Here is a 22,120-nt window from a genome sequence, read left to right on the forward strand (position 1 = left end):
TTATTAATATGAAAAAAGGTTGGATTATCGTTTTTGGATTAAGCTGTCTGGGGCTAAGCGCTCAGAAGAAATGGTCCTTAAGAGAATGTGTAGACTATGCCGTGGAACATAATCTTCAGGTTATCCAAAATCAATATTCTAAACAGATCCAGGATTCTAATCTTCAAATAGCAAGAAATCAGTATCTGCCTTCGGTGTCCGGAAGCATGTCTAACAGTGTAAGTTTTGGGCAGACTTCATTTGGAACAGGAAGTTTAAGGAATGACCGATTCAGTAACAGTGCTAATTTAGGAGCAGATATTTTACTGTATAATAACGGAAGACTGGAGAAAACGATCAGGAAAACTCAGTTTGATGTAGAAGCCAGCCAATATGATGTAGAAACGATTAAAAATGATATTTCCCTGCAGATTGCACAGCAATATCTTACAACACTGCTGAATAAAGAAATTGTAAAAATATCGGAAAGTGCCGTTGAAAATGCACAAAAACAATACGACAGGGCAAAAATAACAACGCAGGTCGGAACTACCGCTCAAACTATTCTGGCGGAAGCAGAAGCAGCATTGGCGAGAGAGAAGCAAAATAAGAAAACAGCTGAAATTAATGTTGGCAGAAGTCTTTTTGCCATGGCACAGCTCTTACAGCTTCCTGACTATAAGGATTTTGATATTGAATATGTAGAAGTGCCGGATCAATTGGAACCCCAGTTAAAATCGGTGGACGAAGTTCTTACTACAGCTTTTGAAAATCAGCCTCAGGTAAAAGCGGCAGAAAGCAGGATTAATTCTGCAATAGCGCAAACAGAAGTGAGCAAGACTGCTTTTTGGCCTACACTTACGGGAAGTGTGGGAATAGGAAGTTTTTATAATAATCTTCTAACTACAAACATAACGGGAGTGGATGAGGCAGGTAATCTTGTAATGGAAAGAAATTTATTCGGTCAGTATAAAGATAATTTTGGACAGCAGGCCAGTATTTCACTTAATGTTCCTATTTTCAATAAGGGAATTACCAAGCTGCAGGTAGAGCAGGCTAAAATCAATGAAAGTGTAGCTAAGATTACTCTTGAGCAGCAGAAACAGACCGTAAGACAGAATGTACAGAAGGCGCAGTTTGATGTAGATGCCAATTATGAAACCTTTCTTTCTGCGGCAGAAACAGAAAAAAGTACAAAGCTGGCCCTGGATTTTGCTGATAAGAGCTATGCGGCAGGAAGAAGCACCATTTATGACGTCAATGTAGCAAGAAATAATTACGCCAATGCTCAGGGTTCAGTAGCTCAGGCAAAATATAATTATCTTTTTAGCCTTAAACTGCTGAACTTCTATTCGGGAATTCCATTAACTTTGTAGGATGTCTATCAAGTCATTAGAAAAATATTTACCTCAAAATACCCATAAATACCTAAGAATCTGGTTTGCGGATCACTTTATTCATATAAAAGTCACACGCGGTAGAAATTCTAAGCTGGGAGATTACAGAAAACTGCCTGATCACTCCCACGAAATTACCGTCAATTCAACCCTGACGCCTCCGCTTTTTTTCTTTGTGCTTACGCATGAGCTGGCTCATCTTATTGCTTTTGAAAAATATGGACGAAGAATATCACCGCACGGGAATGAGTGGAAGGAGACGTTCAGGAATATGCTTCTTGAAAGTCTTGAGGTGTATGATGAGGATCTGAGGCCCATCATCATTCGGTTTTCGAAATCGCCAAAAGCCAATTTCATGGCAAGTCCGGATCTTGTAAGATATTTTCATACTGAAAAACAGGATGATAGCCTATATTTCATTGAAGAGCTTGAAAAAGGAGAATTTTTTATATATCGAAACGAAAAGTATTTATTAGAAGGACTGATTAAAAAAAACTATCTTTGTAAGAATCTGGCTACAGGAAGAAAGTATTCTTTCAAGCCTTTGGCTAGGGTTGAAAAATGTAGGCAAGAATGTTAAAATCAGATAGATACTGTGTCATCATGGCGGGCGGAATCGGGAGCCGGTTCTGGCCAATGAGTACACAAAAATTTCCAAAACAGTTTCAGGATATTTTAGGAACAGGGCGTACCATGATTCAGCAGACTTATGACAGAATCAGCCGTATCATTCCTAAAGAACAGATATTCGTAATCACGAATAAAGAATATGTTGCGCTTTCCCACCAGCAGCTTCCGGAAATTCCTGAAGAAAATATTGTCGGCGAGCCTCTGATGAAAAATACAGCTGCCTGCAATCTGTATATGGCCAACAAGATTGCAGAAATTAATCCGGATGCAACGATGATTGTACTTCCGGCAGATCATCTGATTTTAAAGGAAGATGTATTTCTGGAGAAAGTAGAACTGGCTTTTGATCTTGCAGCAAAACAGGACTATCTGGTAACTCTCGGAATTACGCCTACAAGACCTGATACGGGCTACGGATATATTCAGTTTGTAGAAAAGAAAGGATCGGATTATTTTAAAGTAAAAACCTTTACAGAAAAGCCTATTCTTGAAATTGCCCAGAGCTTTTTGGAAAGCGGGGACTTCCTGTGGAATGCAGGGATTTTTATTTGGAATGTAAAAAGTATCCATCACGCTTTTGAACTTTATCTTCCTGAGATGATGCAGCATTTCATGGCTTGTGAGTATAATTCTGATAAGGAAAACAGCTGTATTGAAACCATTTATCCTAAAGTTCAGAAAATTTCTATTGATAACGGGATTCTGGAAAAAGCAAAAAATGTATATGTAATTCCTTCCGATCTCGGATGGAGTGACTTAGGAACCTGGACATCCGTCTATGAAAATACTGAAAAAGATAAAAATGATAATGCTGTAAAACTAAAGCATTTTCTTAATTATAATTCCAATGGAAATCTTATCCGACTGAAAAATAATAACAAAGCTGTCATTATAGACGGCCTTAAAGATTTTATTATTGTCGACACTGATAAAGCCCTGCTGATATGCCCTCGGGACAACGATCAGCTGATTAAAGACTATGTTCTTGACCTGAAAAGTTTCAAGAAAGGAGATAAATTCATGTAAATATTGGTATCTTTCTGCTGATTTTGAGTTATGAAAAAAAACGCCATCCGATCAACAGTTTTTATATTTCTACTTTTGGGATTCTTTGGATACTCCCAAAACAAGAAAAACTTTTCCAATATTCCGAATATTTTGCAGCAGATCATTCCCAATGAAAGGATTGATTCCTGGGTGCTGGTATACAACAGTTACGGGAAAAACCAGGATCTTAAGACTTCCGGCGGAAAAATAGAATATACCCCGCAGTTTTCCGGATTTAATTTATTTCCCGAGGAAGACAGCTTTTATTATATTGCTTATTCTGCAGGCGGAAAGATAAATTATATAACAGATCTGGAAGCTCTGAAAAAGTTCACCGGAAAAATTGATAATGCGGAAGAAGCAGCCATTATACTTACCACTGACGGATATATGGTGGATGAAGAATTTAAAGATGTTGCCGGCAATTATTATGAAGATTCCACCAATTATTATTTGGATATCGGCAAGCTTACTTCAAAAGAATGCCCTTACCAGAAAACGCATTATACACTGACGGTCAATAAGTCTTCAGGAGTCGTTTCCAATGTGAAAGATAATGGAACTTATATTGAACTTTACAATAAAAAGTGCGCCAATAACCCGAGACTTTTAAAAATTCAAAAAAAAGAAGAACCAAAAGATGAGCCTAAAAAATCACCCAAACGGAAGTAAGGTCTACGAAACGGAACGACTGATCCTTCAGCCTATGTCTGTGGATGACAAAGAGTTTATTTTTGAGCTGTATAACAGGCCTAAATTCATCAGATACATTGGCGAACGGGGTATAAAAACACTTTCCGATGCAGAAAACTATATTCTGAACAGGTTTCTTCCGCAATTCGATAAATTGGGATATGGTAACTATTTAGTTGTTACAAAAGATAAAGGAGACAAAATAGGGGGCGTAGGAATCTTTGAAAGGGAAGGACTGGATGTTGTGGATATAGGATTTTCCCTGCTGGAAGAATTTGAAGGTAAAGGATATGCTTATGAAGCAGCACAGAAAGTAAAATCTATCGGAATGGATGATTTCGGTTTAAAAAAGATCTCTGCCATTACTTCAAAAGATAATTTCTCCTCACAGAAACTGATTGAAAAACTAGGCCTGAAGTTTAAGAACTATGTTACCCTTCCTAACGAAGATGAGGAGTTGATGTATTATGAAACAGAATAACTGTTTTAACTTCTAATTTCTACTTTTAGTTAAAATCTAATTCAATTAACCTTAATAATCTTATAATTAAGACTTTCAATAGTAAAAATACAATTATTAAGGTTAAAAATATATTGATCTTACTCTTACTCTAATATCTGCTCTGCAGCAGTCTTTGAAGTAACTTTTTCTATCACTCTTGAACAAATTCCGTTCTCATCAAAAATAAACGTTGTTCTTACAATTCCCATATAGGTTTTTCCGAAAGTCTTTTTCTCCTGCCAAACACCGAATTTTTCAATGATATTGTGGCTTTCATCAGCAATAAGATCGTAAGGGAATTCAAATTTGCTGTGGAAATTTTTCTGCTTTTTTATAGTGTCTCCACTTACTCCCAGCAGCTGAAATCCAGCTTTCTTAAGCTTTGAATAATTATCGCTCAGGTTGCATGCCTCCACGGTACAGGTAGGTGTATTGGCCTGCGGGTAAAAGAAAATAACCAATTTCTTCCCGATCAATTTTGATGAGGTAATGATTTCCCCGTCCTGATTTGTTCCTTCAAATTCAGGTAATTTATCTCCAACTTTCAGCATAATGAATTAATTTTGTTCAAATTTAATGGTTACATGACAAAAAAGCAAAGGGCGGAGCTCGTTCAGACTGAATTAGAGAAACTATATCCTACAACACCTATTCCGTTAGATCATACAGATCCTTATACCCTGATGGTTGCTGTAGCACTTTCTGCACAGACAACGGATAAAAAAGTAAACCAGGTAACTCCCGACCTTTTTGCAGTGGCAGGAACACCACAGAGAATGGCCAGACTGGAGGAATATGAAATAAAGGAACTGATCAAAGAGATTGGATTATCCAATACGAAAGCCAAAAACCTTAAAAGGATGGCCGAACTTTTACTGGAAAGGCACAACGGGATCGTTCCCCAAACATATGAAGAACTGGAAGCGCTTCCCGGAGTAGGGCATAAAACAGCTTCAGTGGTCATGAGCCAGGCTTTCGGGTTTCCTGCCTTTCCGGTAGATACTCATATTCACAGGCTGATGACGCAATGGAAGCTTACTTCAGGAAAAAACGTTGTAGAAACGGAAAAAGATGCTAAAGCCATATTTCCGAAAGAAGTATGGAATAAACTTCACCTTCAGATTATTTATTACGGAAGAGAATATTCTCCGGCCAGAGGAAAAGGTGAGAAAGATATTATCACAAAAATGATGTTTGAAAAGTAAACATTTTATTACGTAAACTGATTCCACTTCCATAAAAAGGTGGAATTTTTACGGCAAACAACGGTTTAGTTAATAAATATCCAGCAGCCTTCTGTGATAATTGATTTGTCCAAGATGATAATCCAGGTGTGTAATCAGGTGAATTAAAAAATATCCTGTTGTCATTTTTTCTTCAAAAATAATGAGAGGATATTCCTTTTCAAGATCTTCAGAAGTTAATTGGCTAAGGACATCATCTACCATAATTATGGTTGCCGATATCTTTTCAATAAGTTCTGCTCGTGGAATATCTTTTAGTGAAAATTCAAGTTCTCGATGTCTGATATAGCCGGTTTTTCCTAGTTCTGCACCAAAATAAGTATTAAGGTTTCCAACCAAATGAAGGCAGAGATTTCCTGCGGAATTGGAAATATTTTTATCGGTTTTCCAGATTACGTCTTCATTCTGGTAAGACTCTATCTCTGTTTTTAACTTATTTAAATCCCTGTTGTAAAGAGATCTCAGGCTTTCTATAATCATATTTTTATATTTTGTGTATTGGTGGGTTTTCACATAAATTACGGTAATGAATCATATTACAAAACAAAAGACGAAGCAATTTACTAAACTGCTTCGTCAAAATGATCGATTTTATATTTTTTAGAGAAAATTACTTCTGCTTCGTGGCCCAAAGCTCCATTTTTCTGTTCAGAACATCAAGAGGAAGGCATCCCTGGCTTAAAACTTCATCATGGAAGCTGGCTAAATTAAATTTACTTCCAAGCTCTTTCTGGTATTTCTCTCTAAGCTCACGGATACGTAGAGAACCAATTTTATAGCCCAAAGCCTGTCCCGGCATTGCCATATATCTTTCCACTTCTGCAGTGGCGCCGGCTTCATCATAAGAGATATTGCCCAGGAAATATTTAATGGCTTCTTCTCTGCTCATCGTTCCCGTATGGATTCCTGTATCTACTACCAGCCTTACTGCTCTCAGCATCTGATCACTCAGGTAACCCATTTTCTGGTAAGGATCTGTATATAACCCGAATTCCGGGCCTAAAGTTTCGCAATAATGGGCCCAGCCTTCACCATAAGCACCAAACCATCCGAATCTCATGAATTTAGGAAGCTTAGTATTTTCCTGCTGAAGCGAAACCTGATAATGGTGCCCCGGAATGGCTTCATGGAGGAAAAGAGATTCCATTCCCGAAGTTACATTGAATTTGGAAGGATCAGGAAGAGGAATGTAAAATATCCCCGGTCTTTTTCCGTCAGGTGTTCCCTGAATATATTCTGCGCTGGCACTTGCTTCTCTGAATTTTTCCGTCTGCCTGATCTCAAACTTTGTCTTTGGTGTTACATTGAACATGGTCTTCAGTTTAGGAGTGATTTTCGCTAAAATGCCATTAAATCCGTTCAGAACCTCTTTAGAAGTTTTATATGGCATTGCCTTAGGATCTGTTTTTACGAAGTTAATAAACTCTTCCAGTGTTCCTGAAAAACCAACCTGCTGCTTTACCTTTTCCATTTCTGCACGAAGCATAGCTACCTGCTGAAGGCCTATTTTATTGATCTCTTCAGGTGTTTTCTTTGTGGTTGTCCAGCTCTTTGCGTAATATCTGTAAATCTCATTTCCGTTTGGAAGGCTGTTGTATCCGTCGGTGTCTCTTGCTTTCGGCAGGTATTCCTTCTCAAGGAAAGCACCCATTTTGGTATAAGCAGGAATAATCTTTTTGGTAATGGCTTCTGCATAAAGAGCAGAAAATTTATCCTTTTGGGCTTTTGTAAAATCTTTCGGGAACTTTCTAATCGGTCCGTAGAAAATATTTTTATCCATGTCGGTTGTGGTGATCTCTTCTGATCTCATCTGTGGGATCATTTTGATAACCAGTTTTTTAGGAAGGACAAATTTATTATTGATCCCTTCACGGAAATTTTCAGCAGCGGCGTCCATCCAGGCTGGAAATTTTTCCATTCTTTTCAGCCAGTCGCTGTAGTCCTTTTCAGTTTTGAAAGGCTGGCTTCCTTCTGCGCTTCCATATAGGGGGAAGCTTAGGGGAAGTCCTCCAAACTGTGTGAAAGGAATATATTCCGGGTGATAGGCATACGCTTCAATTTTATCCTTTAAAGTATAATCCAGCACATCATATACGACTTTGTCTTCATCTGAAAGAGCTTTATAATCAACGCTTTCCAGTTCTTTCTGGACAGAATTATAAAAAGCAACCTCTCCGGAAATAAAATCCCGGTCGATATTGATGGGAAGCTGATCATTGTATCTCGTATCTCCCTGGGAAGTAGCGTCTAACGGATATAATTTAAGATACTGCTCGTAATAGTTAGATGCAATAGAATCCATATTCGTAGGAGTTACCTTGGTCAGCGGAGAATCAGATTTCCTGCATGAGGCAAGGCTGATTACCAGTCCCAATCCTAAAATAACTTTTGATAAAATGTTTTTCATTATCATGAATCTTTATGAAAGCAAAAGTAAGTATTATTGGCATATACAGAATAATCAATCATAATGATTTAAAAAAATAATTTTCAAAACATTTTCAACTTTGAATCAATTTTTTATCTTTGTCTAAAACATTTAACAATCATATTATTACAGCTCTTTTTTAAGAAATAATGAAAGGGATTTTAAAAATTTACCATCCGGAGGAGACCTTAAAATACAATATTAGAAACACTTATTGTAAAGCGGTCTACAGCAACCAACAGCATTTATTAGAGGTTGAAATTATAACGGATGACAGCCTGGATCATGTAGATGATGATTCATTACAGTACAACTTTCCGCAACTTTCACTTGAAATTTTTGATTTCCCCATCGAATCGGCGGAGATAGAAGGAAAAGTGATCAGTATTAATGATTCTGAGGAAGATACTTACACCGAAGTGGATTTATTTGATGACGAAGATGCTTTTATCTATGATAATGAGCTTGCGTTTGACAAAAATGAAGAAGGTGAGCTTCAGGTTATCTGGAAAGGGACTATTGACGATTTCTATACGGGATCTGACACGCCGATCCCATTCCGTTTAAAATGCGAATTTAAGCAGGATGCTATTGTTGTAGACGAGGACTAATCGTTTTCTCATCCTTTTTATATCAAATTTCTTTTCAAAATTTCTTTTGGAAAGAAATTTGCTGTCTCTCAATCATAACAAATTTTAAGTTGTTTTTAAGCAATTTTTAAGAGAGCAATTCATAATATTCCACTACATTTGTCGTTAAAATTTTATAAAAATTCACATTAATGCTGTTAACGGAACTTACTCAGATTTTATTTGCACAGATTACTGCTCCTGCAGTTGCAACAGACGATTTAGAATTTTCATTTTGGAAGATCATGTTCCATGGAGGGGCTTTCGCTAAAATAGTGATGTTCGTCGTTTTGGCTTTAGGAGTTTTTTCAGTATATCTGTTCTTTGAACGCTTTTTCTTTATTAAAAGACTGACTTCTAAGACGGATGCCAATTTCATGGACAATATTGAAGATTTTATCAAAGAAGGAAAGATAGAGGCAGCAGCAGATTATGCTAAAAAGCAGAATTCTCCGGAAGGAAGAATTTTAGAAAAGGGAATTTCAAGGCTGGGACGTCCCGTTTCTGATATCGTAAGTGCCATGGAATCCCAGGCCCAGGTAGAAGTTGCCAATATGGAGAAGAATCTTAACCTTTTAGCAGTGGTACCTAGTATTGCCCCGATGTTAGGACTTTTGGGAACAGTTATCGGGATGATCATTGCGTTCTTCAATCTTTCGCATGCTACCGGTTCTTTCTCGCCGAAAACACTTTCTGAAGGTATTTATACTGCATTAGGGCAGACGGCAGTAGGTCTTGCGGTAGCAATTCCGGCTAACTTTTTCTACAATATCCTTTTAACAAGAATAGATAAGTTTGTATTGAAAGCACAGAATATGTCCGGTGAATTTTTAGACCTTATCAACAAACCTTTATAAATCTATGAAAATTCAGAGAAGAAATAAAGCGAATCCCGAATTCAGTTTGGCTGCGATGACCGATGTTATCTTGCTGATGCTGATATTCTTTATGATCACTTCATCAGCTGCCAACCAGAGTGCGATTGATGTGAAGTTACCTAAAGCGGGAGCAGTTGAAGATAATATTCCCAATCCATTGACGGTAAGCATTAAGCCTGACGGGTCTTATTTTGTAGATGACACTCCCGTAACCAGAGATCAGCTGGAACCATTGATTGTTAGTAAATTAACAGGTCAGACCAATAAATCTTTCACCATCCGTGCAGATGAAAATACCATGCATAAAGATGTGGTTTTTGCCATGGAAATTGCGGAGAAAAATAAATTTAATATTGCCATTGCAACAGTTAAAGATAAATAATGGATCCGGGAAATCCGGAAAAGAATCATTTTAAGATGAAAAGCTATACAGTAGACAAAAACGAGCAAAACAGAGACAGGATAAAGAGTGCAGTACTTTCTATCCTTATTTGGTCTGCGATCCTGCTTTTTGTTTTTCTTTATAAATTAAAGCCAGAGCTTGATAAGCAGCCGGATGAAGTAATAACAACAATGCTTGTAAATTTCGGGGACAACAGAAATGGAAATGGTGTAGAAGAACCAGCCGATCAGCCCGGAAGTCTTGCTGCAGCTACAGAAGTAACACCCGAACCAGCTGAAACACCTGTTCCGGAAACTAAAACCGTAATAAAACCGGAACCTGCACCTGAGCCAAAGAAAACGGAGGCAAAAGAAAAGATAATCACGGGAAATAATTCAAAAGTGAGCGTTCCTAAGAAAGAAGAATCTAAAAAAACAGATAAGAAGACAGCAACAAGTGCAAGTGCTTCAAAAAATACTAAGAAAGCCGGAGCAACAACTGCCAATTCTAAAACCGGAAATGGTGACGGAAAAGGAAATGCAGCCATCGGAAACCTGATCAGAGGAAGAGGAACAAAAGCCGGAAGCCAGGGGACGGGCACTGGTATTGGAAATGCAGGAGATCCTTTGGGAGGAGACGGAAACGGAGATAGTAAAGTAGGAATTGACAGAAAATTAATTGGATATATCCCTGGAACCATGGGAAGAGGCGGAGCACAGCCTAGTAACAGCTGCACGGCAAGTGGAACCATTACAATTGCCTACACGGTTGATAAAGCAGGTAATGTTGTTTCTGCAAGAAGAGCAGGAGGAACATCAGATCCCTGTATTTCTTCTACAGGTGTATCCTGGGTCAAGAAGTATGTAAAAGCCGAAAAGGCGGCCACATCCTCTACAGGAACGTATAAAATCACATTCTAAAATACAAAAGCACTTTATTCAAGTGCTTTTTTTATTTCATTAATTCTGTTGATCACCGGAAGTGCAAAAATACCGCTCGTCTGGAGATAAAGTTCATAAAACGTTTTTGATTTATCCAAAAAGTCTTTATTATTTTGCTGTTTGCCTGTATAATAGAAAAGATTGCCCAGCATTTCGTAATAATCTTTATGGTCTCTTTCCTGTCTTTCATTAACAATGGCAATAATTTCCTCTTTTGATTTAGCAGAAATTTCCTTGAAATCTATTTTGAAAATATCCTTCATTAAAGAATCAAAATCTAGTTCCTTCTGCATCATACTTTCTTCCGGTTTATCTAAAATCAGTTTTTCTAAGGCTTGAGTTAACTGACGTATTAACCTTAATGTAAATTCTTTATCTGTGATCATACTTGATTTTTTTGCTAGTTGCTAGTTGCTAGTTGCTAGTTGCTAGTTGCTGTTTGTATAATTATGTTCGCCAATTTAATTGGACATATTTTATAAAATTATTCATTTTTCCTTTTAGATCCGGAAGTAAACCTACAACCAGTAACTGGCAACAAACAACCATTGGTTGAAAGTTAAGCAAAGAAAAGATAAGCCAATGCAATTGCAGTAATAACTCCAACCAGATCTGCCAGAAGCATGGCAATTACCGTATATCTTGTGTTCTTTACGGCTACTGCACCAAAGTAAACTGCAATGACATAAAACGTTGTATCTGAACTTCCCTGAAGAACTGCGGCAAGCTTTCCTTGGAAACTGTCGGCTCCGAAGGTAGCCATAGTATCCACCATCATTCCTCTGGCTCCTGATCCGGATAAAGGCTTGATAAGTGCTGTCGGAAGCCCATCCACAAATCTAGGGTCAAAACCTACCGTATAAGCAACCCACTTCATTCCGTCAATAATTACATCAAAAACGCCTGAAGTTCTCAACAGAGAAATAGCGATCAGCATTCCAACCAAATAAGGAATGATCTTGACGCAGGTGGTAAAACCTTCTTTGGCGCCCTCAATAAAGGCATCAAAAACATTGATCTTTTTATATACAGCTCCCAGTACAATAGCAAGGAAAATAAACAGAATAAGGCCATTGCTTAATACTTTACTGAAATCATCAAGCTGATCTTTGCTTAGCTGAACCAGATAGACCACCAGAAGTGCAATAACTGCTGAAATTCCTCCTACATATGCAATGACTACAGGACGAAGCAGGTTGATCTTCTGATACAGCGATACAATGATCATGGCGGCTAATGTGGCTGCAAATGTAGCAATCATGCAAGGAAGGAAAATATCCGTTGGGGTTTTGGAACCCATCGAAGCCCGGATTGCAATAATAGAAACCGGGATAAGTGTCATTCCTCCGGCATGAAGACACAGAAACATGATCTGTGAATTGCTGGCGGTATCTTTATTTGGATTTAAAGTCTGCAGGCTTTCCATAGCCTTCAAACCGAATGGAGTAGCGGCATTGTCCAAACCCAGAAGATTGGCGCTGAAATTCATCAGCATATGCCCGAAAGCGGGATGGTTTTTTGGGATCTCAGGAAATAGTTTAGAGAAGAATGGCTGTATAAATCGGCTTAAAAGATTGATTCCACCTGCTTTTTCAGCAATACTCATGAATCCCATGAATAAAGTCATGATCCCGATCAGGCCGATGCAGATCTTTACAGCGGTTTCGGAGGTTCCGATCACGCCGTCTGCTTCCTGAATTCTGTAAACTTTTACATTCTGCTTTATAGAGTCTGTTTTGTAATGAATCCTGCTGTCTGCAAAATCATTTTTTTTCATCAGGCTGTCTCTGACAATCGGGGTAAGCATGTTCATTGGCTGTGAAGCGATCTGAACCGTGTCACCGCCTTTACCTACGACCATATCATTGAAAATGGTTTTGTAGTGGCCTGACGAAACGTATTTAATGCTGGCAATGGCAATGGCAATAATAATAAAAGCCGACCAAATTCTGCTGAGAACCATTCTAGTTTATTTTGGTCTTAAATGTAGTGAAAATTTGAGAAAAATGATGACCCATGAATATTTTATGCGGGATCGCTTTCAGTGCTATGTAGTATGCTTTAGTGTGTTTTTTCGAAATTATAACCCCTGCTCAGTTCCCGATCGCATGGCTGCTTCAAGGATGCCAATATTGATGTCTTTCAGTGTTTTGAACTTAATGCAATATCCGCTTACGCTTGCTTTACCTATTGTTTTTCCATAGGTCTCAGGCAAGTATTTTTTATCTTTTATGCCCATGATATAAATGGATATACCCGCTGTGTTGGCGCTCATACCAATCTGATAAAACTCTTTACTGGTTCCGTTTGAATATCTAATTGTGTATGATCCGTATCCTATATTAGGGTTTGCAATAATTTGATTTTCAGCATTTTTGCCGTCCATGAACCATACTTTACATTCCGGTAATACCTGAAGTATAATTTTGTGAAGGTTCTGCATATCGCTGCTTTTGGGTTCAGGCTGACCGGTAATATAAGTATTGATTTGTTCCTGTATGTTCATGTCAAATATTTTCCGGTGATATACTTAATCTTCAAGGTAAACCAAATAGCCTTCAAAATTATCATCCAGGTTTTTCAAAACCTTTGCATCATCCATTTTTTTGGCCAGACTGTCTATAAAAAAGTTCTTCTCAAAAAACTGCCGGTGAATTCCGGGAAGCAGTTCCATAAAATAATCCATACCGATCTTATTGTTATGAAGATCCATTTTGGTTTCTAAAGGCTGATTTGGAAACAGTTCTTCATGCATATCGGTGATTCTTTTACAGAAGTCCAGTGCTTTTTCCGGGGAAGATACTTTACAGCAGTACATCATGATAAAACAGCACCACAGCGCATGCCTGAAAGCATTTCCAATACCATTATTGGAGGCCGTTTTGGGAAACTTTTTCTGTGCAATAGCGAAAGCCTGTACGGTGGCATAGAAACTCAATAATGCAAAAAGAGGATGGGGGAGAAGCAGTGATAATAAACGCATGATCTTTTTCAGGCTCATGCTTCGGATGGTATTAAAAAATATCTTGAAAGTCCTCATAAATAAAAATCTCTCCCTAATTAGAGAGAGATTGTATAGTGTTTGTTACAGACTTATGCGTTTACAGCTAATAAATTCACTGTTTTAGCTACTGTATCTTTAATTTCAGTTCTCTTTACAATAAAATCCACGAATCCTTTTTCCTGCAGGAATTCAGAGGTCTGGAAACCTTCCGGAAGGTCTCTTCCGATAGTTTCACGGATTACTCTTGGACCGGCAAAACCGATCAATGCGCCCGGTTCGGCCATGATAATATCTGCGGTCATAGCAAAAGAAGCGGTGATTCCTCCAAAAGTAGGGTCACAAAGATAAGCAATGTATAAAAGCCCTGCCTCAGACAGTTGGGCAAGCTTAGCTTGTACTTTAGCTAACTGCATCAGTGAATAAGTCGCCTCCTGCATTCTCGCTCCTCCGGATTGACAGATGATCATATACGGAAGTTTATTGGCGATACAGTAATCTACTGCTCTTCTGATTTTTTCACCCATTACAGAGCCTAAAGATCCCCCGATAAAAGCAAAATCCATACATGAAACCACCATTTCAGTTCCTTTTACGGTTCCTACTGCGTTTCTGATAGAGTCTGTAAGTTTTGTCTTCGCTTTTACTTCTTTTAAACGGTCTTTATAAGGTTTTGTATCCTTGAAATTCAAGATATCAATACTTTCAACATTGGCATCCAGTTCAGTGAATTTACCTTCGTCAAAAAGGATCTCAAAAAATTCTGCACTTCCAATTCTTACGTGAAATCCGTCTTCAGGAGAAACGTAGCTGTTTCTTCTCAATTCATCATGCTCCACTATTTTTCCTGATGGAGTCTGATGCCAAAGACCTTTGGGAACATCCTTTTTTTCATCAGTAGAGGTGGTAATGTTTTTTGCTTTTCTTTTAAACCAGTCGAATGCCATTTTGATTGTATTAGGGTATAAATGTAAAATGTATTAATGTAAAATGCACTCATCATGAATACTTTTTACATTAATACAAGTTTACACAGTTCTTATTTTAAAGTATTTACGTTATTTAAGTCTTCAAACGCTTTTACCAGTCTTGTAGAGAAAGTTTCCTCACCTTTTCTTACCCAAACTCTTGGATCGTAGAATTTCTTGTTCGGTTTCTCTTCTCCTTCAGGGTTTCCGATTTGAGCTCTTAAATAATCAATATTGTTAACCATATAGTCTCTAACTCCTTCCGTGTAAGCGAATTGAAGGTCTGTATCAATATTCATTTTGATAACTCCGTAGTCGATAGCCTCTCTGATCTCTTCTAAAGTAGATCCTGAACCTCCATGGAATACAAAATTAACAGGCTTTTCAGCTGTTCCGAATTTTTCCTGAACATATTTCTGTGAGTTATCAAGGATTTTTGGGGTAAGAACCACGTTTCCTGGCTTGTAAACTCCGTGTACGTTACCAAATGCAGCTGCAATCGTAAAGTTATCAGAAATAGCCTTTAATTTTTCGTAAGTATAGGCGATATCTTCAGGCTGAGTGTATAATTTAGAGTTGTCAACATCAGAATTGTCAACACCGTCTTCTTCACCTCCTGTAACACCGATTTCAACTTCCAAAGTCATCTGCATTTTAGCCATTCTTTCGAAATATTTAGTTGAAATCTCAAGATTTTCTTCTAAAGATTCTTCAGAAAGATCCAGCATGTGAGAAGAATAAAGAGACTTTCCTGTCTGTTTGTAATGCTCTTCACTGGCATCTAATAATCCGTCGATCCAAGGCAATAATTTCTTTGCACAGTGGTCAGTATGTAAAATAACAGTCGCTCCGTAAGCTTCTGCAAGTGTATGAATATGTTTGGCTCCCGCAATAGATCCTAAAATTGCTGCTTTCTGACCATCATTGCTTAATCCTTTTCCTGCATTAAAAGCAGCTCCGCCATTTGAAAACTGGATAATGACAGGAGAGTTTAATTTCGCTGCAGTTTCCATAACAGCATTTACATTGCTTGAACCAATTACATTGACTGCTGGCAGTGCAAATTTGTTTTCTTTAGCATACTGAAAAATATCGGTAACTAATTGACCTGTGGCAACTCCTGCCGGAAAAATTCTGCTCATGTTTTACTTTTTATTTTAAATTATTAGGCGTTTTTAAAATTCCTGTAAAGGTAATCATTTTTGAGGAATTACTAATTTCTTTTATCCCTGCCCCAAAGCAGCTTCTGACGGATCGTTTCGTAGAAACTTAAATGATTGGGCTGTACCAGAAGAAGCTGGAAACTTGCCTTTTTGATGATGATTTCTTTGTCTGTTTCTATATGGACCAGTCTGGAGTCCAGAGAAAGAGAATACTGGGGTACCCTGCTTTCCACTTTAAATTTTATTTCCACTCTGTCATTCACAACCAACGGCCTCACATTCAGATTGTGGGGTGCAATGGGAGTAATGACAAAATTTTCGTTGTTCGGTGAGATGATGGGGCCGCCACAGCTTAATGAATAAGCCGTCGATCCTGTAGGGGTAGAGACAATAACTCCGTCTCCCCAGAAAACGTTTAAAAACTCATCATTAATATAAGAGTCTACCGTGATCATGGACGTAGTTTCTTTCCTGGATACCGTAACATCGTTCAGGGCATAAGGAAAAAAATCGCTGGATCTTGGCGAAACAACTTCTATTACTGCTCTCCGGCTGGTTTTTACATCCCCTTTTAAGATCGCATCCAATTCTTTGAAAGCTTCTTCTTTGGTAAAGCTGGCCAGGAAACCGAGTCTTCCGGTATTTACCCCAACAACAGGAATCTCAAGGTCTTCTATAAAGGTTAGGGAATTTACGATAGTTCCATCTCCCCCGAAGGTAAAGAAGAGATCTACTTCCTTATCCAGAAGGTCCTGTTTGCTGTTGAATGTTTCAAATATCTTTGAAAACTGAAGCGCTTCAGCCATTTCATCGTACAGAACAGATTTTATGCCCCTTGTTTCAAGTTCTGAAATAAACTTGCTTAAATATAAAAAAGTATCGAGGTCTTTTTTCTGAGAATATATGGCTGCCTTCATGTTATATTTCTATGAATTTTTGAAAAAATCCGAACCGGTCCTTAAACAGATCTGATTTCTCATCAGAATAATATTTTTCTACAATTCTGTAATCATACCGGTCAAAAGTAGCATCTATCGAGGAAAGGTTTTCATTACTTATCTTAATGGTCACCTGGATCACTTCATCAGACATCAGGGTGATAAATCCGCCATAGAATTTCGAGTTGTTGCTCTCCACAATATTGGCGATCTCCGTCATCGAATATTTTCTTGCCGCTGTTTCTACGGTAAGAATAGCTCCGGTTTCTGAAAACAGGGGATAACGTGAAAGATTCTGAAAGATATCCTCACACGTGATATAGCCCAGGTATTTTTCATTTTTGTTGATCACCGGAATTACATTGGCACTGAAGGTATAGAACAGGCGGATGCTGTCCATGATATTATTGTCTTCCAGAATGGCAAAGCGCTCGATCTGGTGTTCAAGATCCTTCAGGATTCCATCTCCTTCATACAGAAAGTCTTCAGCAATGGCTCCGTAAAAGTGGTGGGATTTTTTAATGAAAACATGGGAATATCCGAAATCCTCTAACATGTTCCTTGCTGATTCTATTGAGTCAGTCAGGCTAAAACACGGAAAGTCTTTTGAGATATAATCCTTGATAAACATTGTGCTAATTTATAAAAAATTAAATGAAACTTTTTCTCAAAACACCACTTTTTTTCGGCGAAAATAAAAAAGATGATGTTAAAATTTGTTTGTAAATAAAAAAAAAGTATCTTTGTCGCCTTTCATTTTTACTTTTTATTAGATTTATTTCAAACTGCACTGTCTTTTAAGGACATATGCAGTTTTTTTATTTTAGGGCTTTTGCGAACTCCCACATTACAATTCCACCGCATACACTCACGTTCAGAGAGTGCTTGGTTCCCAACTGAGGAATTTCAAGAAACGTGTCAATGTTCGGCAGTGCTTCATCACTTATGCCTTCCACTTCATTTCCCAGAATCAACGCATATTTTTTAGATTGATCAATGCTAAAGTCTGTTATCATAACGCTGTCTGTCGTCTGTTCAATCCCAATGATCTCATAGCCCCGGCTTTTATAATCGCTGATCGCTGTGTTGATATCACTTTCATGGGCCCAATCTACACTTTCTGTCGCTCCAAGTGCAGCTTTATGGATCTCCCGGTGTGGCGGCTGCGGTGTAATACCACAAAGAATGATTTTTTCAATCAGAAAAGCATCTGCCGTCCTGAAAGAAGCACCTACATTATGCATACTTCTGAGATTGTCTAAAATAATGACCAATGGAATTTTCTCAACCTTCTTGAATGTTTCTACATCGATTCTGTTAAGTTCTTCCAGTTTTAATTTCTGTACCAATTGTTTTATTTTGTTGAGATTAATTTTCCGTCCTTGTAGATCTCGGTCTTTTCTACGCTACCGTCTTCACGGTAATGAACCCTGCTTCCGTTCCATTTATCATTGGCAAATTCTGTTTCACGCTGTACTTTCCCTGACGGATAAAGTGCCTTCCACTTTCCTACGGCCAGCCCGTTTTCATACTGACCGATCTGTTTTACCGATTTTCCGTTCTCATAGAATAATTTGGATTCACCGTGTAATTTAGCGAATTTATAATTGGAAATTTCACTTACTACACCAGAAGGAGTATAAAAAGTAGCGGTAAAGCTGTTATCATAGATATTTTTGTCTCCGTTTCTGAAAACTTCTTTTGAGGTAAGGGCTCCATTTTTATCATAATAAGTCCATTCTTTTACTTTAAAGTCCTTTTTATATTCGCCTTTAGCCTGAATTTTTCCATTCTCATGATAATAAATAGCATCGCCATCCACCTTTCCTTTTTTCCATTCAAGAATCTGTTTTGTCTGCCCGTTATCATAGAATGCTTTACATGATCCTTCCTGGAGTCCGTCTTTAAATCCGCACGGTTTTTGTGCTATTGCCCACGATGATGCAGAAATTAATAGCAGAAAAATGTATTTCATAGATATTTTTACTTCAAAAATAGCAAAATACTTATATTTGATTTAAAATATTAACATGAAAAAAATATCTACTTTACTGCTGTTGGTATTCGCTTTTATATTTTCACAGGCACAGAATACCTACTATCCGCAGGCATTTTTTGATAAAAAGATGGCCAGGGAGATGCTCAGCTTCGGAAATTCCTCTATTGAGGGAGTGGCTTCCACAAAGCAGAAAGGAAAGTTTGGGATTAAACCGCTACTCGGCGAAAAACACTATGCACCAAAAGGAACGGTGGTCATGCTTTTTCCTGTAACGCCTTATTTTGATGAATTTTACAGCATGAGACGGAAATATGAGAGCAAAAAAACGACCGTATACATGTCAGAAGATGCTTTTAAATACAGACTGGAAGCTTTGACGGATGATTATGGAAGATTTAAATTTGAAAAATTAAAACCGGGAAAATACTACCTGGAAACCATCATCAACTTTACGGCAACCGGTAGTTATCAGGAGCAAACCGGAAGATCAGATGCTTACAATGCGTATGGAGGTTATCTGTATTCATCACCGATATACCAAACGTTTTTCTATGGTTACTCTGCCGCCAACCGGGAAAGTAAATTTGTTGAAATAAAAGAGGACGGAGAGCTTAAAGAAATCAGCCTATAGGTTGATTTTTACTTTTTCAAACCCATAATCTGGTGAACATTCTTTTCAATATTCTGTGCCAATGCCTCCATAGGAATATCGTTTTCATCATTATTAAAAGGATCTTCAATTTCTTCTGCAATCAGCTCAAGGCTCATTAGAACGTAATATACAAATACGGTCAGCGGAATCATCAGAAGCCCGATGGTAATCACATATGCCACCGGAAGTGCCAGTACATATAAGATGATAAATTTCTTCACAAACGACGAATAAGAGTAAGGAATAGGCGTGTTTTTAATTCTTTCGCAACCGCCACATACATCCAGAAACCCGGAAACCTGAGTATCCAGATACAGCATTTCAATATCTGAGATCTTACCTTCCTTTTTCAACTGGTTCAGTTTATGCGTTAAAAGAATAACAATTTCACTGGGACCGTGATGTTTCAGCGATTTTTCAATTTCAGAATAATCCTCGTCCAAAGCCAGTCTTGTAGATTCTTTAGAAAGATGTTTAGCCAGAAAATGAGGAAAATACTTTAAATACCTTGCAATTTGCTCTGCATCCTGGCGGTCTTCTCCTAAAATAGCATTGATCTTTATGGCAAAATTTCGGGTGTCATTCACCAGTTTTCCCCAAAGTTTTCTGCCTTCCCACCATCTGTCATACGCTGTATTCGTTCTGAAAACCAGCAGTAATGAAAGTACAAAACCCAATAAAGAATGAATCATTCCTACATTACTGACCCCTGACTTTGTGGTAAGATGAAGATATTCCACTTCCAGATACTGGATTCCCCAGGAGTAAAGTCCCACTAGGATCATTGTTGGAAAAAGAATCTTCATGGTATCGCTTTTGTGCATACTGAGAAGAATCTTCAGAAAATGTTTGGTATTGTAGGCTCTCATAAACTGACGTGTCTCACAAAGATAATTTTTTCATTTGAGCTCAGCTTTATCAACAGCTTAAAATTAAGTTTAAAATGAAAATTTGACAGTTCATCTCTGTTTTTTAATTTTCACAGATTTCAAAAAAACACTATTTTTATTTCGTACTAAATAACAATATAAGATGATCCTCGAAAACGTAGATACAGTTAACGATATCAGTAAAGAAGATTTTCAGAAAAATTATTTCAAAAAGCACAAGCCGCTTCTGATCAAAAATTTTGCGGCCAGATGGGATGCTTTTGACCAATGGAATCTCGCCTATATCCGTGAAAAAGCCGGAGACCAGGATGTTCCGCTGTATGATAACAAGCCTGCAGATGCTTCTAAAAGCTCAGATGCACCGGTGACGAATATGAAAATGAAGGATTATATCGACAGGATAAAAAGTGGACCTTCAGATTTACGTATCTTTTTCTATATCATTACAGACAGGCTTCCTGAACTGCTGAAAAACTTTACCTATCCTGACTTGGGAATAAAATTTTTTAAGAGGCTCCCAACTCTTTTCTTTGGGGGAAGTGAGGCCCATGTCTTGATGCATTACGATGTGGATCTTGGAGACTTTTTACATATTCATTTCGAGGGAAAAAAGAGAATCCTTTTATTTGATCAGAAACAGTCTGCCTTCTTATATAAAGTACCGCTTTCCGTTCATACCGTTTATGATATAGACTATGAAAATCCGGATTATGAAAAGTTTCCGGCCCTACAATATGCTAAAGGATATGAGATTTTTATGGAACATGGAGATGCTCTTTTCATTCCCGGGGCATTCTGGCATTTTAACAGGTATCTGGAACCGGGGTTTTCTATGTCGCTTAGAGCACTTCCTAACAAGCCGGGTGTTTTTGCCAATATGATGTACCATGTTTTTATCATGAGATATACGGACAAACTTCTTCGTAAGTTGTTTAAGGCTAACTGGGTGAATTACAAGCAGAAATGGGCGTATGAAAAAGGGACCGAAGCTTTTGAAAAGAAAAGGAAATAGTCTGGAAGGCTGAAGAGGGAAGCTGGAAGTTACTGTTTCCCTAATACTTCTTGCTATGATTGTAATTCAAGAAGATCAATGCTAAAAAAATTAATTAAAAAAATATTCAGTCGTTTTGTAGAACTTTGGAAACTTCCATCTTCTGGCATCCATCTCCCATCTTTATTCATTAATAAGTCCAAAAATTTTAGCATCTACAAACTTTCCTTTTTCAAAAAAATAATCACGGAGTGTTCCCTCATCCTTAAAATTTAAAGATTGTAAAAGCTTCTCAGAAGAAATATTTGAAGGATCTATAAACGCATCAACCCTATGAAGCCGCATGCTTTCAAAACCGAATATCAGAATGGGAAGAATAGCTTCTTTCATGTAAGAGTTTCTCCAGAATTTCGGATTCAGCTCATATCCGATCTCTGCCCGGAAATGCTCACGGGACCAATTGTGGTAGCCACAGGTTCCTATCACCTTCTTTTCAGATTTTAATTCCAGAGCCCAACGAAATCCTTTACCTTTTTCAAACTCGCCATTAAAGTGGTTGATAATATTTTGGGCGTCTTCCAGTGTTTTAAAGATTTCCAGGTCATAATATTCCATCACTTTATCCTGGGAAAAATATTCAAAGAGGTCTGCTGAATCAGTAGATGTCAGCTGTCTTAGTAAGAGTCTTTCTGTTTCCAGAACAGGATAAATCATAGAAATTTTTTTACTTAAAAATACAATAAATATTTTGTTCAGAACATATAAGTG

Annotated in this window: 27 protein-coding genes; 12 read left to right on the plus strand and 15 right to left on the minus strand. The window is 37.8% G+C overall.

Annotated features, from left to right (window positions below; all coding sequences use genetic code 11):
- The first annotated feature begins 8 nt into the window (after positions 1 to 8).
- The 5 genes from QF044_RS18375 to QF044_RS18395 are packed head-to-tail and all read left to right on the plus strand — an operon-like array spanning position 9 to position 4,227.
- Complete coding sequence (locus QF044_RS18375; protein WP_307270396.1) at positions 9 to 1,355, plus strand: TolC family protein; 1,347 nt, start codon at positions 9 to 11, stop codon at positions 1,353 to 1,355.
- A gap of 1 nt (position 1,356) precedes the next feature.
- Positions 1,357 to 1,956: a SprT-like domain-containing protein gene (locus QF044_RS18380; RefSeq protein WP_307270398.1), complete on the plus strand. Its 600-nt coding sequence runs from the start codon at positions 1,357 to 1,359 to the stop codon at positions 1,954 to 1,956.
- The gene (locus QF044_RS18385) at positions 1,950 to 3,032 is read left to right on the plus strand and encodes a mannose-1-phosphate guanylyltransferase (RefSeq protein ID WP_307270401.1); all 1,083 of its coding nucleotides are present in this window, start codon (positions 1,950 to 1,952) and stop codon (positions 3,030 to 3,032) included. Before QF044_RS18380 ends, QF044_RS18385 begins: the two co-directional genes overlap by 7 nt.
- Positions 3,033 to 3,062: 30 nt before the next feature.
- Positions 3,063 to 3,725, plus strand: coding sequence for a hypothetical protein (locus QF044_RS18390; protein WP_307270403.1), 663 nt, complete (start codon positions 3,063 to 3,065; stop codon positions 3,723 to 3,725).
- Complete coding sequence (locus QF044_RS18395; RefSeq protein WP_307270405.1) at positions 3,694 to 4,227, plus strand: GNAT family N-acetyltransferase; 534 nt, start codon at positions 3,694 to 3,696, stop codon at positions 4,225 to 4,227. The genes QF044_RS18390 and QF044_RS18395 overlap by 32 nt, the downstream gene beginning before the upstream one ends.
- Positions 4,228 to 4,352: 125 nt before the next feature.
- Here the strand turns inward: QF044_RS18395 and bcp are convergent, their stop codons facing one another.
- Positions 4,353 to 4,799: a thioredoxin-dependent thiol peroxidase gene (bcp, locus tag QF044_RS18400; protein ID WP_307270407.1), complete on the minus strand. Its 447-nt coding sequence runs from the start codon at positions 4,797 to 4,799 to the stop codon at positions 4,353 to 4,355.
- Between the two features lie 33 nt (positions 4,800 to 4,832).
- Between bcp and nth the strand changes: the two genes are divergently transcribed.
- Positions 4,833 to 5,453, plus strand: coding sequence for an endonuclease III (nth, locus tag QF044_RS18405; protein WP_307270410.1), 621 nt, complete (start codon positions 4,833 to 4,835; stop codon positions 5,451 to 5,453).
- 69 nt (positions 5,454 to 5,522) lie between these two features.
- On the opposite strand, the gene QF044_RS18410 is transcribed toward nth, so the two are convergent.
- Positions 5,523 to 5,972, minus strand: a complete 450-nt coding sequence (locus QF044_RS18410) for a DinB family protein (RefSeq protein WP_307270413.1) — start codon at positions 5,970 to 5,972, stop codon at positions 5,523 to 5,525.
- 130 nt (positions 5,973 to 6,102) lie between these two features.
- Positions 6,103 to 7,899, minus strand: coding sequence for a DUF885 family protein (locus QF044_RS18415; protein ID WP_307270416.1), 1,797 nt, complete (start codon positions 7,897 to 7,899; stop codon positions 6,103 to 6,105).
- A 170-nt stretch (positions 7,900 to 8,069) separates the two neighbouring features.
- Here QF044_RS18415 and QF044_RS18420 point away from each other — a divergent pair, with 170 nt between their 5' ends.
- The 4 genes from QF044_RS18420 (at position 8,070) to QF044_RS18435 (ending at position 10,729) form a co-directional block, all read left to right on the plus strand.
- Positions 8,070 to 8,531, plus strand: coding sequence for a hypothetical protein (locus QF044_RS18420; RefSeq protein ID WP_307270418.1), 462 nt, complete (start codon positions 8,070 to 8,072; stop codon positions 8,529 to 8,531).
- A gap of 170 nt (positions 8,532 to 8,701) precedes the next feature.
- Positions 8,702 to 9,406, plus strand: a complete 705-nt coding sequence (locus QF044_RS18425) for a MotA/TolQ/ExbB proton channel family protein (RefSeq protein ID WP_307270420.1) — start codon at positions 8,702 to 8,704, stop codon at positions 9,404 to 9,406.
- 4 nt (positions 9,407 to 9,410) lie between these two features.
- Positions 9,411 to 9,809: a biopolymer transporter ExbD gene (locus QF044_RS18430; RefSeq protein WP_307270422.1), complete on the plus strand. Its 399-nt coding sequence runs from the start codon at positions 9,411 to 9,413 to the stop codon at positions 9,807 to 9,809.
- Positions 9,810 to 9,844: 35 nt separating this feature from the next.
- On the plus strand, positions 9,845 to 10,729 hold the full coding sequence (locus tag QF044_RS18435) for a ferric siderophore ABC transporter substrate-binding protein (RefSeq protein WP_307272069.1): 885 nt from the start codon (positions 9,845 to 9,847) through the stop codon (positions 10,727 to 10,729).
- Between the two features lie 14 nt (positions 10,730 to 10,743).
- On the opposite strand, the gene QF044_RS18440 is transcribed toward QF044_RS18435, so the two are convergent.
- The 10 genes from QF044_RS18440 to QF044_RS18485 form a co-directional block, all read right to left on the minus strand.
- Entirely contained in the window at positions 10,744 to 11,136 is a 393-nt protein-coding gene (locus QF044_RS18440) for a hypothetical protein (protein WP_307270424.1), read from the minus strand.
- 173 nt (positions 11,137 to 11,309) lie between these two features.
- Positions 11,310 to 12,713, minus strand: coding sequence for a nucleoside recognition domain-containing protein (locus QF044_RS18445; RefSeq protein WP_307270427.1), 1,404 nt, complete (start codon positions 12,711 to 12,713; stop codon positions 11,310 to 11,312).
- Positions 12,714 to 12,830: 117 nt separating this feature from the next.
- The gene (locus tag QF044_RS18450) at positions 12,831 to 13,256 is read right to left on the minus strand and encodes a DUF1801 domain-containing protein (RefSeq protein ID WP_307270430.1); all 426 of its coding nucleotides are present in this window, start codon (positions 13,254 to 13,256) and stop codon (positions 12,831 to 12,833) included.
- 24 nt (positions 13,257 to 13,280) lie between these two features.
- Positions 13,281 to 13,790 carry a hypothetical protein gene (locus QF044_RS18455; RefSeq protein ID WP_307270433.1) on the minus strand — a complete coding sequence of 170 codons (510 nt, stop codon included), beginning with the start codon at positions 13,788 to 13,790 and terminating at the stop codon, positions 13,281 to 13,283.
- 53 nt (positions 13,791 to 13,843) lie between these two features.
- The gene (accD, locus tag QF044_RS18460; RefSeq protein WP_116010426.1) at positions 13,844 to 14,698 is read right to left on the minus strand and encodes an acetyl-CoA carboxylase, carboxyltransferase subunit beta; all 855 of its coding nucleotides are present in this window, start codon (positions 14,696 to 14,698) and stop codon (positions 13,844 to 13,846) included.
- A 92-nt stretch (positions 14,699 to 14,790) separates the two neighbouring features.
- Positions 14,791 to 15,861 (minus strand): class II fructose-bisphosphate aldolase, encoded by a 1,071-nt coding sequence (fbaA, locus tag QF044_RS18465; RefSeq protein WP_307270436.1) that lies wholly within the window; start codon positions 15,859 to 15,861, stop codon positions 14,791 to 14,793.
- A 71-nt stretch (positions 15,862 to 15,932) separates the two neighbouring features.
- A complete protein-coding gene (locus tag QF044_RS18470; RefSeq protein ID WP_307270438.1) occupies positions 15,933 to 16,799 on the minus strand; it encodes an NAD kinase in 867 nt (288 codons plus the stop codon).
- A gap of 1 nt (position 16,800) precedes the next feature.
- Positions 16,801 to 17,376 (minus strand): CBS domain-containing protein, encoded by a 576-nt coding sequence (locus QF044_RS18475; RefSeq protein WP_307270444.1) that lies wholly within the window; start codon positions 17,374 to 17,376, stop codon positions 16,801 to 16,803.
- A 262-nt stretch (positions 17,377 to 17,638) separates the two neighbouring features.
- On the minus strand, positions 17,639 to 18,169 hold the full coding sequence (locus QF044_RS18480; protein WP_307270447.1) for an RNA methyltransferase: 531 nt from the start codon (positions 18,167 to 18,169) through the stop codon (positions 17,639 to 17,641).
- Positions 18,170 to 18,174: 5 nt separating this feature from the next.
- Positions 18,175 to 18,795 (minus strand): toxin-antitoxin system YwqK family antitoxin, encoded by a 621-nt coding sequence (locus tag QF044_RS18485; RefSeq protein WP_307270449.1) that lies wholly within the window; start codon positions 18,793 to 18,795, stop codon positions 18,175 to 18,177.
- Positions 18,796 to 18,850: 55 nt separating this feature from the next.
- Between QF044_RS18485 and QF044_RS18490 the strand changes: the two genes are divergently transcribed.
- The gene (locus QF044_RS18490) at positions 18,851 to 19,450 is read left to right on the plus strand and encodes a hypothetical protein (RefSeq protein WP_307270451.1); all 600 of its coding nucleotides are present in this window, start codon (positions 18,851 to 18,853) and stop codon (positions 19,448 to 19,450) included.
- Between the two features lie 8 nt (positions 19,451 to 19,458).
- Here the strand turns inward: QF044_RS18490 and QF044_RS18495 are convergent, their stop codons facing one another.
- Positions 19,459 to 20,340: a bestrophin family protein gene (locus QF044_RS18495; protein ID WP_307270453.1), complete on the minus strand. Its 882-nt coding sequence runs from the start codon at positions 20,338 to 20,340 to the stop codon at positions 19,459 to 19,461.
- A 163-nt stretch (positions 20,341 to 20,503) separates the two neighbouring features.
- Here QF044_RS18495 and QF044_RS18500 point away from each other — a divergent pair, with 163 nt between their 5' ends.
- Positions 20,504 to 21,373, plus strand: coding sequence for a cupin-like domain-containing protein (locus QF044_RS18500; RefSeq protein ID WP_307270455.1), 870 nt, complete (start codon positions 20,504 to 20,506; stop codon positions 21,371 to 21,373).
- A gap of 162 nt (positions 21,374 to 21,535) precedes the next feature.
- Here the strand turns inward: QF044_RS18500 and QF044_RS18505 are convergent, their stop codons facing one another.
- A complete protein-coding gene (locus QF044_RS18505) occupies positions 21,536 to 22,066 on the minus strand; it encodes a GNAT family N-acetyltransferase (RefSeq protein WP_307270457.1) in 531 nt (176 codons plus the stop codon).
- Between the last annotated feature and the right edge of the window lie 54 nt (positions 22,067 to 22,120).

Origin of the sequence: Chryseobacterium sp. W4I1 (genome assembly GCF_030816115.1) — a bacterium.
In the GTDB taxonomy this organism is placed as follows: domain Bacteria; phylum Bacteroidota; class Bacteroidia; order Flavobacteriales; family Weeksellaceae; genus Chryseobacterium.